A 12164-nucleotide genomic window follows, 5' to 3' on the forward strand; every position below is an offset into this window, starting at 1 on the left:
GGGATCGAAGCGGCTGATATAAGGGCGGGCTTGAGTCTATTTGCCGGAGCCCGCCGTGACTGTTTCCCCCGCCGCCCCCCCGTCCTGGGATTTCTGGATCGATCGCGGCGGCACCTTCACCGATATTGTCGGGCGCGATCCCCAAGGACGCCTGCATCCCCATAAACTCCTCTCCGAGAATCCCGGTGCCTATCGCGATGCGGCCTGCCAGGGCATTCGCGAACTGCTCGGCCTCAAGGCGGGCGAGGTGATCCCGGCAGGGCTGATCGGTTCGGTGAAGATGGGCACGACGGTTGCCACCAATGCGCTGCTGGAGCGCAAGGGCGAAAGGCTGGCGCTCGTCACCACGCGCGGCTTCCGCGATGCGCTCGCCATTGGCTATCAGGCGCGGCCGAAGATCTTTGCCAAGAATATCATCAAGCCAGAGCAGCTCTATGCGCGGGTGGTGGAGCTCGATGAGCGCGTGCTCGCGGACGGCACGGTGGAGAAGGCCGTCGATCTCGACCAGGCCGAGGAGGCGTTGCGGGCGATCAAGGCGGATGGCTTCGAGGCCGTCGCCATCGTCTTCATGCACGCCTATCGCTATCCCGAGCACGAGAAAGCGGTGGCCGGCATCGCCCGCCGCCTCGGCATCGCCCAGGTCTCCGTGAGCCACGAGGTCTCGCCGCTGATCAAGCTGGTCGGGCGGGGCGATACCACCGTGGTGGACGCCTATCTCACCCCGATCCTGCGGCGCTATGTCGACCAGGTCGCCGAGGAGCTCGACACGGCCCGCACCGGCGCGCGGCTGATGTTCATGATGTCATCGGGGGGGCTCACCGCAGCGGATCTCTTCCGCGGCAAGGACGCCATCCTGTCCGGCCCGGCCGGCGGCGTTGTGGGCTTCGCCCAGACCGGCGCGCAGGCGGGTTTCCGCCACCTCATCGGCTTCGACATGGGGGGCACCTCCACCGATGTCTCCCATTATGACGGCGCCTATGAGCACGCCTTCGAGACCGAGGTCGCGGGCGTGCGCATGCGTGCCCCGATGATGCAGATCCACACGGTGGCGGCGGGCGGCGGCTCGATCCTGCATTTCGATGGCTCGCGGTTCCGCGTCGGCCCGGATTCGGCCGGCGCCAATCCAGGACCCGCCTCCTATGGCCGCAACGGGCCTCTTACCGTCACCGACGCCAATGTAATGGTCGGCAAGCTCCATCCAGAGTTCTTCCCGAAGATTTTTGGACCGGGCCGCGATGCCCCGCTCGATGCCGGCGTGGTGCGCGCCAAATTCGAGAAGATGGGGGCGGAAGTGGGCGATGGCCGCAGCCCCGAGGCGATCGCCGATGGCTTCCTCGCCATTGCCGTGGCCAATATGGCCAACGCCATCAAGAAGGTCTCGGTGGCGCGCGGCTATGACGTCACGCGCTATGTGCTGCAATGTTTCGGTGGCGCCGGTGGCCAGCACGCCTGCCTGGTGGCGGATGCGCTGGGCATGACGAAGATCCTGATCCATCCGCTCTCCGGCCTTCTCTCCGCCTATGGCATGGGCCTCGCCGATATCCGTGCCACGCGCCAGCGCGCGATCGAGGCGACGCTCGGCGAGGCACTGCTCGGACGCCTTGCCACCGAGGCGGACGAAATCGCCGCTGAAGCCCGGGGCGAAGTCGAGGGGCAGGGTATCGCCGGCGGCGACATCACCGTCTTCTCCCGCGTGCATCTGCGCTATGCCGGCACCGATGCGCCGTTGGTGGTGGAAGCCGGCAGCATTGCATCGATGCGGGATGCTTTCGAAAACGCCCATCGCAGCCGCTTCGGCTTCATCGATCCGGCAAAAGCACTGATCGCCGAAGCGATTTCAGTCGAGGCCGTTGGCGGCGGTTCTCCCTTCAGCGAGCCGGAGTTACTGCTCGACGGCGATACGCCTGAAGCAGCCGAGGCGTTGCGCTTCTTCAGCGAGGGCACCTGGCGCGACGGGCACATCTATCGTCGCGAGACGCTCACACCCGGCCGCCATGTCGACGGCCCCGCTTTGGTGATCGAGCCGCACCAGACCATCGTGGTCGAGCCTGGCTGGCGCGCCAGCGTCACCGCCAGGAACCACCTGCTGCTCGAACGTGTGGAAGCGTCGCCGGCCCGCGTCGCCATCGGAACCTCGGCAGATCCCGTCATGCTGGAGATCTTCAACAATCTCTTCATGTCTATTGCCGAGCAGATGGGCGTGACGCTGCAGAACACGGCCTCCTCGGTGAACATCAAGGAAAGGCTCGACTTTTCCTGTGCCGTGTTCGCCGCCGACGGTTCGCTCGTCGCCAACGCCCCGCATATGCCCGTGCATCTGGGCTCGATGGATTCCTCTGTCGAGACGGTGCTGCGTCTCAACCGTTCGGCGATGCGGCCTGGTGATGTCTACTGTCTGAATGCCCCCTATAATGGCGGCACGCATCTGCCTGACATCACTGTCGTGACGCCCGTCTTCGACGAGAAAGGCGAGGATATCCTCTTCTTTGCCGCCTCTCGCGGCCATCACGCCGATGTCGGCGGCGTCTCCCCCGGCTCGATGTCGCCGCGCGCCACTTCGATCGACGAGGAGGGCGTCTATATCGACAATTTCAAGCTGGTCGACCAGGGCCGTTTTCGCGAGGCGGAACTGGAGGCGTTGCTGACCGGCGCGAGCTATCCGGTGCGCAACCTCCTGCAGAATGTCAACGACCTCAAGGCGCAGATCGCCGCCAATGAGAAGGGCGTGCGCGAGCTGCGTCGCATGGTCGGGATGTTCGGGCTGGAGACGGTCGCCGCCTATATGGGCCATGTTCAGGACAATGCCGCCGAGAGCGTGGCGCGAGTGATCGACCGCTTGGAGGATTCCCGGTTCACCTATGCAATGGACCAGGGGACTGAAATCAAGGTCGCCATTACGGTGGACAAGGAGAAGCGGCGGGCGAAGGTCGACTTCACTGGCACCTCGCCCCAGCAGCCGAGCAATTTCAATGCGCCGGCCCCGGTCGCCCGGGCGGCGGTGCTCTATGTCTTCCGCGTCATGGTGGAGGACGAGATCCCGATGAATGCCGGGTGCCTGCGCAACATCGACATCGTCATTCCGGAAAAGTCGATGCTCTCGCCCGAATATCCCGCCGCTGTGGTGGCCGGCAATGTCGAGACCAGCCAGGCAGTGACAAATTGCCTCTTCGCCGCGCTCGGGTCGCTCGGCATGGCGCAGGGCACCATGAACAACCTCACCTTCGGCAATGCCCGCCATCAATATTACGAGACGCTCTGCTCGGGCGCGCCCGCCGGCGCCGGTTTCGACGGCGCGCCGGCGGTGCACACCCACATGACCAATTCGCGCCTCACCGACCCGGAGATCCTGGAACTGCGCTTCCCGGTTGTGCTGGAGGATTTCCACATCCGCCAGGGCTCGGGCGGAAGGGGCCGCTGGCACGCCGGCGATGGCACGGCGCGCACGCTGCGTTTTCTGGAGAAGATGGACTGCGCCATTCTTTCCGGCCACCGCCGCGTCCCCCCACCTGGCATGGCCGGCGGCGAGGCGGGCGAACTCGGCTGCAACAGCGTAAGGCGGCTGGATGGTTCGGTCGAGACGCTGGAGGGCTGTGACCAGACGGTGCTCGAGGCCGGGGAGGCGATCACAGTGGTGACGCCCACCGGCGGCGGTTACGGCTCGGCGGCATAGGCGCGGGAAATTCGGGTATGCGGGCACCTTGCCCGTCCTTCCGATAGCCACATCGGTTCAGGAATGGGCAAGATGCCTGTGCAGCCGCGGCTACTCGTCCTGATCGCCCGTCGGATCCTGGATCGAGCCGGTGAACTCCGGCTCGGGCTGCGCCATGCCCCGGCGCTGGGCGGTGGCGAGCCAGCCGGCGGGGACGCGCGGGCGGCAGATATGCACGTCGCGCGTCGCGCTGTGGCGGGCGAGGTCGAGATGGAGATGGTTTTCGTGCATGCCGTCGGAGGTGCCGGGGCCGAGCACGGTGTTGAATTTGCGGCAGCCGCCATAGGCGACATCACGCCAGAAGGCCTGCTCCTGGGCAGAGCCGCGCCATCCGGTGAGGACGCGCGTTTCGCGGCCATCGGCGAGCTTGAAGCCCTTGACGTCAACTGCGTTCGCGAAGGCATGTTCGGAGAGTTTGCCCACCATGCGGTTGTCGCGGCGGCGGCAGGAATAACTGCCGAATGTGGTCATCTCCACGATCGGCGAGCCGAAATTGGCAAGCGCCGCCGGCTGGACATCCTGCGTCAGCCAGCGCGTCAAGGTCGGGACCATCGAGCACGACATCACGAGGCTGCGGTCGAGCGAGACCGAGAACGGCCCGCCGTCGCGCAGTTGGACCGGGCCGGCGGACTGCATCGGCTCGGGCTGGTAGGGAAGGGGAGCCGCGGCCCCGCCATCGCCGATCGAGCCGGTGGTGTCGCCCACGGGCGCTGGCGGCAGCAGGCCGTCGGGCTGGGCGACCGGCGCCGGTGCATAGTCAGGCTGGGCCTGGTACTGGGGCTGCGGCTGGTATTGGGGCTGCGCCACCCGTGGCGCACGGGGCTGCAGATTGGCATAGACGGGGGCGGAGCCGCCGCCGCTGCCGGTATCGAGCGCGGAGACCCGGAAGGGATGGTCGACGCCGCAGGGGCCGGGCCCCTCGATGGCCTTGGCGATGCGGATACCAGCGGTTTCATGCACCTCGCCGGAAGCCAGGCACTGGGCCTCGACCTGCGCACGCCAGGGCTCGCGCTCTTCCAGATCGAAGAGCGACCCGCAACCGGCCAGGCCATACAGCATAGAACCCAGCGCAAGGGAAAACGCAACGCGACGCAACATGGCTTCACTTTAGAAGCCATTTTCAAAAAGAAGAGTTAAGAGGGGTGTATGGTGCCGTCTCCTCATCAGTTTTCCGATGTGGCCAAACCGTTGGATTGCGTGTAGTCGGCTGGCGGCAGGGCCTGGCCGCGTCGAGGCAAAGCCGCAGAGAATTCCATGTTTGACGAAGATGATTTGCCTTTGACGGATTACATCGCGGTTGTCCTCGCCGGTGGCGAGGGCCACCGCATGGGGCGCAACAAGCTGCTGATGGAGATCTCGGCCCGGCCGATGATCCGCCACGTCGTGGAAACCGTCCGCGGCGTCTTCTCCGACATCATCGTCGTCACCGGCCATCAGCGTGAGCGCGTCGAGGAGACACTCGCGCGCTCTCCTGTGGATTTTGTGGATTCGCCTGCCGCCGACGGCGTGTCGGCGGCTGTCAGGGTAGGCATGGCGCAGGCGCGCCGGCGGGCTTCCCATGGCGCCTGCAAGGGGATTGTCCTATGTATTGGCGACCAGCCGCGACTGACAGAACGTGAAATTGTCGGCCTGATAGAGGTCTACGACGCCGGCGACAAAAGCAAGCCTCTCATACCGGTTCGGGAGGAACATCGTGGCTACCCGGTGATCATTCCGCCCGACTTTGATCTCGGAGATATTGATCTTTCAAGCGAAAGTGTCGTGCCGGATTTCATCGACCGCGTCGCAGTCTTTCCGACGAAGAATCCCGTGTATGTCTCGAGCGTCGACACCCCGGAAGATTATCGTAGCTTTTTCGACATCTGAAACTTCCTTTTTACATGCCGCAGCGCGTGGACAATGTGCCCCAACGGCGCAATCGCCCGACTAGCGCGTGCGCAAAGGTCCCCAAATTTGAACCTCGTGCGGATTTTGTCTGTATTCAGCTTCCGTTGAGAATGGCTTTACGTAAATATTCATTCGATATTTCGAGGTATGGATTCGTAGGCGTTTGAATTATTGTGGCGGCTGGAGGGTATTCAGAAATAACCAACTTAACTTTTTTAATTATCGGGGTTGTGCTGTTAAATTAGACTTAATCCAAAAGGGTGCGATTTCCTCCTACCGCTTTTGCAAGACTTGCCCTGATGGTATGTGAGCGGTAAGGGGCAAGGCAACATGTACCCGTGATTGCCAAGAGGTTCGCAGATGTCCCTTTCCCTCAGGCCAGAGACGACACTTCCGATGGATGGAGTGGCTGGAACGCTGATTGGACGCGTCTGGCTGCCCGAAGTGGATGGTCCGGCCGTGGTGGTTGCGAAGGGCGAGGGCCTGCACGACATCACGAGCAGCTTTCCGACAGTGCGGGATCTGTGCGAGGCGCGCAACCCGGCCCAGGCCGCCGGTGCCGCTCCTTCTGCGGAGGTGGGCTCGATCGCCGAAATCCTGGCCAACACCCCACCCGCCAACCGGGATTCGCGCAAGCCCTGGCTGCTGGCGCCAATCGACCTGCAGGCCATCAAGGCGGCGGGCGTGACCTTCGTCGTCTCCATGCTGGAACGCGTGATCGAGGAGCGCGCTCGCGGCAATTCGGCCGCCGCCGCTTCGCTCCGCACCGAGATCGTCAAGCTGGTCGGCGACGACCTTGCCAAGCTGCGGCCAGGCTCGGCCGAGGCGGCCAGGCTCAAGGAGGTGCTGATCGCGCAGGGCGTGTGGTCGCAATATCTGGAGGTCGGCATCGGCCCGGACGCCGAGATTTTCTCCAAGGCCCAGCCCATGGCCGCGGTCGGCACCGGCGCGGATGCCGGGCTGCATCCCAATTCCACCTGGAACAACCCCGAGCCGGAGGTCGTGCTGGTGGTATCCTCAAGCGGTAAGATCGTCGGCGCCACCCTCGGCAATGACGTGAATCTGCGCGACTTCGAGGGCCGCTCGGCACTGCTGCTTTCCAAGGCCAAGGACAACAATGCCTCGGCAGCGATCGGCCCCTTCGTCCGCCTGTTCGATTCCACCTTCTCGCTGGATCACGTCCGCCGCGCCGAGGTCAAGCTCGAAGTCCGTGGGCCGGACGGCTATGTGCTGACGGGGACGAGCTCGATCTCCAAGATCAGCCGCGATCCTGGTGACCTCGTATCGCAGATGATCGGCGTCAACCACCAATATCCGGATGGCGCCGTGCTCTTCCTCGGCACCATGTTCGCGCCGATCGAGGATCGCGATGAAAAGGGCAAGGGCTTCACCCACAAGATTGGCGACATCGTCACCATATCGACGCCGGGCCTGGGTTCTCTCACCAACCGCATGGTGCGCACCTCCGAGGCTCCGCCCTGGACCTATGGCGCCAGCCACCTGATGCGCAACCTTGCCAAGCGCGGGCTGCTGTAACGCTCCTGGGATCCCAGGAGCCTCAGCACAATTCCTGTGTGCGCAGTTCCTCCGGTGGGTAGCCGGCGGAAACGAAGCCGCGCACGGTGAGGCCGATCTGCCATTCCCTCGGCTTGCCGGTGATCGAGAAGAGATTGTATGAGGCTGGCCAGCGCGCGCGCTCCGGCGCTGCAGAGGCCGAGGGAGTGCACACGACCGGAATGGTCCCTTTCGGCCCCTTGATGCGATGCACGAGGCCGGTATGAATATGGCCATGCAGCACCAGCTCTGCACCTGTTGCGCGCAGCACGGCCCTGAGCCGGTCGGAGTCGATCAGCATCGCTGTGGGCCCCGCATCCTGCCGGCGCACCGGATGATGCAGCATCACCACGCGGCAATAGCCCTCATGTCCCAAATGTTCGAGGATCGGGCCAAGGCGGGCGATCTGACGCGGGCCGAGCTTGCCGGTCGCCATGAAGGGCGCCGTCGGGATCGCGCTGGAGAGACCGACCAGGGCGATCTTGCCGCGGATGCGAACATAGGGGAAGCGCTCGTCCTCGTCGAGCGGGCGGGCGCCGGCATTGTCGCCCCGCATCCAGGGATCGAAGGCGGAGAGAAGATGCAGGGCGCCGCCCTTGGTATAGGCATCGTGGTTGCCGGGCACGAGGGAGACATAGTCGGGAGCGCCGACCGTCTCAAGAAAGGCACGGGCGGCCGGATATTCTCCGGGCAGAGCGAGGTTCACGACATCGCCCGTGAGGGCGATATGGTCGGGTGCCTGCGTCCTCAAATCCTCGAGCAATTGCTGCAGCACGTCCATGCGATGGGTGTCGCGCCGGCCGCGATTCCAGTTGATCCAGCCCAGCACCCGCTTGCCTGCCAGCTCCTTGGCTCTGGCTCGCGGCAGTGGCCCGATATGGGGGTCTGAGAAATGCGCGAGCTTGAACATCGAAACCAATCGGTACTCCGCAGGGGATATGGCGCTACCGTGACCTTGCGGAGGGTCGCCTGTCAACGCAAAACGCCCGCGCATTCTCGTGAATGGGCGGGCGTTGGGATTAAGGCGCCTTGCGATCAAGCGGCATTACAATGTCTCGCAAGGACGCGTCGAAACGGAGAGGTGAGCAAAATGGTGCTCTCTCTCAAGCGCGTTTTGCTCTGGCAGTTGACGATCTTCGACAGCCGCTTTGCGGCAGGACGATCGTCAGTTTTTGGTGAAGGTCAGGAGTGCGACGGCGTCGCTGGCAGGACGGGTCTTGGCACGGATTAGCGCGGCGCTGGCAAGCAGCCGGAAGTAGGTAAACATCAAACAACACCGGGGCGACGGCCCCTTGGTCTCCTCTATTACGGTGAGCGTGATATACGCCAGGAAAGGATTTTTTCCTACCCCCGGCAGCCTGCTTGGCCCGCTTGACAGCTATGCGCGAAAGGGATGACGAGTTATAAAGATTAGTTTCGAAAGCTATTTTTCAGATCCTGATGCCATAGTTTCTCCTTCACTGGTTGGCCGTTCATGTCTACTTCAGCAATAACCATGCGCCAAAGGATTGGACGTCTGATGACGCCGGTCCTTTTTGGTTATTTCCATCTCGTGCGTGGCATGACTTTAGGCGTGCGCGCAGCCGTGCTCGATGGCGATAACAGGGTTTTCCTGGTCCGGCATACCTACGTGCCCGGATGGTATCTGCCGGGCGGGGGCGTCGAGGCAGGCGAAACCTCGCAGGAAGCGCTGGTACGCGAACTGGAGGAGGAGGGGAACATCCGCCTCGACGGCCCGGCCGAGCTGCGGGGGCTCTACTGGAACCGGGAGGCAAGCCGACGCGACCATGTCGCCTTCTTCGTGGTGCGGCAGTTCACGCAAGTGAAGCCCCGCCTGCCCGATCGCGAGATCGCCGAGGCCGGTTTCTTCCCGCTCGACGCTTTGCCCGAGGACACCACCCGGTCGACGCACCGTCGGCTCGATGAGGTGGCGGGAATCCGTGGCCCGGATGGATTCTGGTGAGGTGTCATATCGCGCACGGGATGACAGTTGTTACGTGAAATCCGGTTGTATCGTTTGAAGTTTTGCTGTACCCGCCCCGTCATGATGACGATGAGCCTCCAGCTGCGACGACGAATCGTGGATTTCGCCCACGTGTTTTCGCGCGCCTGAACGGCTGAGCCCGGCAGGCCGAACCTGCCTGCCGGAATTGAACCATGCCTGAAATCGCCATCGACCTCACCCCCGAGACGCCGGAAGACTGGCCCGTCATCGACAAGCTGCATGAGCGGGCCTTCGGCCCCGGTCGTTTCGCCCGAACGGCCTTCCGGCTGCGTGAAGGCGTTCCGCCCGATCCCAGGCTGTCCTTCGTCGCCCGCATCGGCTCGATGATCGTAGGCTCGATCCGCTTGACGCCGATCCATATCGCCGAGCATTCCGCCTTGCTGCTCGGCCCCCTTACGGTAGAGCCGGCCTTCCGCTCTCGAGGCATCGGTCTGGCGCTCATGCAGGCGAGCCTCTCCGCCTCCATCAAGGCCGGCCACAGGCTGGTGGTGCTGGTGGGCGACGAGCCCTATTATGGCCGCATCGGTTTCAAGCGCATCACGCCCGGCCGGGTGGTGCTGCCGGGCCCGGTCGACCCGCTGCGCCTGCTGGTAAAGGAACTGACAGAAGGCGCCTTCGAAGGCATTTCCGGCGCCGCCCGGGGCGGCTGATTTGGGGGGCCTTCAGACATGACCCACAAATCGCGGAAACCTCGACTTTTTGTCATTGCCTGGCTTGTCCCGGCAATCCAGGATGGCGCAAAAGTTGGCAAGGTCGCGTCTGGATGCCCGGGACAAGCCCGGGCATGACAAAACCTGTGCCTGCTCGGCGATCTCGCGATTTTTTGGTCAGGCTCTGACCCGCCCCCGGTCACGGCGTCACCCTTACCGCATCCGCCAGGATGGCCTGGCGCAGTTCGCGGTTCTCCGGAAAGCCTTCGTCGATCCAGGCCTGTTCCGCGCGGGCGAGGATTCTCCCGACGCGCGGGCCGGGCTCGACCCCGAGGCGGGCGATGTCCTTGCCGCCAAAGGGCGGCCGCGGCGCCTTCCAGGCGGCGGGAAGGGCGAAGACTTCGCTGAATTCCTCATCCGGCCTCTGAGCGGCAAGGGCGAGCATGCCGTCCTCGAAGGCCGCCTGACCGAGTCGGTAGAGCAATTCCCTGGCACGGCTCGGGGAGGGCATGCTCCGCTCGGCCTCGAGCAACAGGGCGATGGAGAGGAAGCGCTTGGCCTCGGCATTCGACAGGCGCAGCTTCTTCGCCAGGCGCTCGGCATCGAGCCTTGTGAAAAGGCAGAGCACGGCAAGCCGGCGGACCGGATCAGGCGCAATGCCAGAGCGTTCCTCCAATGAAATCAGCCGGCTAAAGTTGCCGACCCGTGCGACACCGCCGAGGATTATGGCCAGGAAACCTGCGCCGTCGATCTCGGCCAGCACCTCGCCGGCCCTTGCCGCCATCACGAGCTTCAGGAGCTCGGCGCGGATGCGCTCGGCCGAAAGCTGGCGCAGGCCTTCCCGCCCCCGGATCGCCGCGGAAAAGCTCTCGGGATCGATCGGGCCGACGCCGTAGCGGGCGTGGAAGCGGAACAGCCTGAGGATGCGCAGATAATCCTCGGCGATGCGTTGCTCCGCCTTGCCGATGAAACGCACGCGCCGGGCTGCGATATCGTCGAGGCCGCCCGCATAGTCATGCAGCGTGCCATCCAGCGAGAGCGAGATGGCATTGATGGTGAAATCGCGGCGGAAGGCGTCTGCACGGAAGTCGCGCCCGAAGCGCACCACCGCATGGCGCCCGTCGGTCTCGATATCCTCGCGCAGGGTCGTCACCTCGAAAGGGTGGCCGTCGACGACCACGGTGACGGTGCCGTGCTCGATACCGGTCGGCACCGTCTTCCAGCCCATGACCCGGGCGCGGGTGCTCACTTCCTCGGGCAGGGCGCTTGTGGCTATGTCCCACTCGACCACCTGTTCCCCAAGCAGGGCGTTGCGCACCGAGCCGCCCACCACGCGCGCCTCCTCGCCGCCGCCGTTGAGGGCAGCGAGAAGAGAGGCGAGGGGCGGTTTGTTCAGCCAGGGAAAACGCGTCCCCATCAATCCTGTACTCATCGCGTCTCGGGCTGGACCAGCTTGCCGTCTTCCATATGGGCAGGAATATACGCGCTGCCGGCCGGCGCGCCACCATAATGCGCGAAGAGGGCAAGCCCCGCCGCGACGCAGATCACAGAGGCGACCAGCAAGGAGAGGAGAGGCGCCTCTTCCCACGCCCCGAGGCTGAAGCCGCGCCTGCCACGAAACAGGAGATAGAGGCTGTAGGCCAGAAATGGCAGGAGGAAGAGCACTGTCTCAAACAGGAAAGGCCTCAGCATCAGCCATAGACCCTTTCATAGAGGGTATGGATGATTCCAGCCGTCACACCCCAGATATAATGGCCCTGCCAGGGCATTGAATAGTAATGCCGCATGATGCCGCGCCATTCCCGGCGCTCGGCGACATGGTTGGACGGGTCCATCAGGAAGGCGAGGGGGCATTCGAACACGCCCGACACCTCGTCCGGATTGAGATGCAGCACCATGCCGGGATCGGCCAGCGCCACGACCGGCGCGATGCGGTAGCCTGAGCCGGTGAGATAGAGGTCGAGATAGCCGATCGGCTGCACCAGGGAGGGGGAGAGGCCGACTTCCTCCTCCGCTTCGCGCAGGGCTGCCTCCAGGGGGCCGCGATCTCCCGGATCGATGCGCCCACCGGGAAAGGCGATCTGCCCCGAATGGCTGCGCAGGGCGCTGGAGCGCTGGGTGAGCAGCAGGGTCGGGCCATCAGGTCGATCGACGACGGGAATCAGCACCGCCGCCGGCTTGGCCGGCACGCCGGGTAATTCATTCAGCAACTCGGGCGAGAAGCGGTGGTCGCCATGGGCAGGAATGTTCTCCCGATAGAGCGCGTCCGGCGGCTGGAGGGCAAGCCGCTGGGCCGCGCGCTCCAGGAAGGCGGCGAGCTCGGGATGGACGCTTGGGGCGGTGACGGGGGAGAGCATCG

The 12164-nt window shown here is 64.4% G+C and carries 10 protein-coding genes; 5 read left to right on the forward strand and 5 right to left on the reverse strand.

Annotation, left to right across the window (positions count from 1 at the left end; genetic code table 11):
* The first annotated feature begins 55 nt into the window (after positions 1 to 55).
* Positions 56 to 3670, forward strand: coding sequence for a hydantoinase B/oxoprolinase family protein (locus ACMDCR_RS11125; RefSeq protein WP_413992587.1), 3615 nt, complete (start codon positions 56 to 58; stop codon positions 3668 to 3670).
* Between the two features lie 90 nt (positions 3671 to 3760).
* On the opposite strand, the gene ACMDCR_RS11130 is transcribed toward ACMDCR_RS11125, so the two are convergent.
* Positions 3761 to 4807 carry an extensin family protein gene (locus ACMDCR_RS11130; RefSeq protein WP_413992588.1) on the reverse strand — a complete coding sequence of 349 codons (1047 nt, stop codon included), beginning with the start codon at positions 4805 to 4807 and terminating at the stop codon, positions 3761 to 3763.
* Between the two features lie 156 nt (positions 4808 to 4963).
* Between ACMDCR_RS11130 and ACMDCR_RS11135 the strand changes: the two genes are divergently transcribed.
* The gene (locus tag ACMDCR_RS11135; RefSeq protein WP_413992589.1) at positions 4964 to 5575 is read left to right on the forward strand and encodes a nucleotidyltransferase family protein; all 612 of its coding nucleotides are present in this window, start codon (positions 4964 to 4966) and stop codon (positions 5573 to 5575) included.
* A 381-nt stretch (positions 5576 to 5956) separates the two neighbouring features.
* Positions 5957 to 7132: a fumarylacetoacetate hydrolase family protein gene (locus tag ACMDCR_RS11140; protein ID WP_413992590.1), complete on the forward strand. Its 1176-nt coding sequence runs from the start codon at positions 5957 to 5959 to the stop codon at positions 7130 to 7132.
* A 22-nt stretch (positions 7133 to 7154) separates the two neighbouring features.
* Here ACMDCR_RS11140 and ACMDCR_RS11145 read toward each other — a convergent pair whose 3' ends face one another.
* Positions 7155 to 8060 (reverse strand): metallophosphoesterase family protein, encoded by a 906-nt coding sequence (locus tag ACMDCR_RS11145; RefSeq protein WP_413993589.1) that lies wholly within the window; start codon positions 8058 to 8060, stop codon positions 7155 to 7157.
* A gap of 609 nt (positions 8061 to 8669) precedes the next feature.
* On the opposite strand from ACMDCR_RS11145, the gene ACMDCR_RS11150 reads away from it, so the two are divergent.
* The gene (locus ACMDCR_RS11150) at positions 8670 to 9113 is read left to right on the forward strand and encodes an NUDIX domain-containing protein (RefSeq protein WP_413992591.1); all 444 of its coding nucleotides are present in this window, start codon (positions 8670 to 8672) and stop codon (positions 9111 to 9113) included.
* A 194-nt stretch (positions 9114 to 9307) separates the two neighbouring features.
* Positions 9308 to 9805 carry a GNAT family N-acetyltransferase gene (locus ACMDCR_RS11155; protein WP_413992592.1) on the forward strand — a complete coding sequence of 166 codons (498 nt, stop codon included), beginning with the start codon at positions 9308 to 9310 and terminating at the stop codon, positions 9803 to 9805.
* Between the two features lie 199 nt (positions 9806 to 10004).
* Here ACMDCR_RS11155 and ACMDCR_RS11160 read toward each other — a convergent pair whose 3' ends face one another.
* Genes ACMDCR_RS11160 through ACMDCR_RS11170 form a run of 3 tightly spaced genes read right to left on the reverse strand, consistent with a single transcriptional unit; the run spans position 10005 to position 12162 of the window.
* Positions 10005 to 11237, reverse strand: a complete 1233-nt coding sequence (locus ACMDCR_RS11160; RefSeq protein WP_413992593.1) for a CCA tRNA nucleotidyltransferase — start codon at positions 11235 to 11237, stop codon at positions 10005 to 10007.
* Positions 11234 to 11497: a DUF6111 family protein gene (locus ACMDCR_RS11165; protein ID WP_413992594.1), complete on the reverse strand. Its 264-nt coding sequence runs from the start codon at positions 11495 to 11497 to the stop codon at positions 11234 to 11236. The genes ACMDCR_RS11160 and ACMDCR_RS11165 overlap by 4 nt, the downstream gene beginning before the upstream one ends.
* On the reverse strand, positions 11497 to 12162 hold the full coding sequence (locus tag ACMDCR_RS11170; RefSeq protein WP_413992595.1) for a CoA pyrophosphatase: 666 nt from the start codon (positions 12160 to 12162) through the stop codon (positions 11497 to 11499). The genes ACMDCR_RS11165 and ACMDCR_RS11170 overlap by 1 nt, the downstream gene beginning before the upstream one ends.
* Positions 12163 to 12164 lie beyond the last annotated feature (2 nt).

The organism is Labrys okinawensis, from assembly GCF_047345005.1.
Taxonomy (GTDB): Bacteria; Pseudomonadota; Alphaproteobacteria; order Rhizobiales; family Labraceae; genus Labrys; species Labrys okinawensis.

What these genes read in the sequence shown, in the direction of transcription:
- ACMDCR_RS11130 (WP_413992588.1), bottom strand. Translation starts at nt 4,807, where the DNA reads ATGTTGCGTCGCGTTGCGTTTTCCCTTGCGCTGGGTTCTATGCTGTAT.
- ACMDCR_RS11135 (WP_413992589.1), top strand. Translation starts at nt 4,964, where the DNA reads ATGTTTGACGAAGATGATTTGCCTTTGACGGATTACATCGCGGTTGTC.
- ACMDCR_RS11140 (WP_413992590.1), top strand. Translation starts at nt 5,957, where the DNA reads ATGTCCCTTTCCCTCAGGCCAGAGACGACACTTCCGATGGATGGAGTG.
- ACMDCR_RS11145 (WP_413993589.1), bottom strand. Translation starts at nt 8,060, where the DNA reads ATGTTCAAGCTCGCGCATTTCTCAGACCCCCATATCGGGCCACTGCCG.
- ACMDCR_RS11150 (WP_413992591.1), top strand. Translation starts at nt 8,670, where the DNA reads ATGACGCCGGTCCTTTTTGGTTATTTCCATCTCGTGCGTGGCATGACT.
- ACMDCR_RS11155 (WP_413992592.1), top strand. Translation starts at nt 9,308, where the DNA reads ATGCCTGAAATCGCCATCGACCTCACCCCCGAGACGCCGGAAGACTGG.
- ACMDCR_RS11160 (WP_413992593.1), bottom strand. Translation starts at nt 11,237, where the DNA reads ATGAGTACAGGATTGATGGGGACGCGTTTTCCCTGGCTGAACAAACCG.
- ACMDCR_RS11165 (WP_413992594.1), bottom strand. Translation starts at nt 11,497, where the DNA reads ATGCTGAGGCCTTTCCTGTTTGAGACAGTGCTCTTCCTCCTGCCATTT.
- ACMDCR_RS11170 (WP_413992595.1), bottom strand. Translation starts at nt 12,162, where the DNA reads ATGCTCTCCCCCGTCACCGCCCCAAGCGTCCATCCCGAGCTCGCCGCC.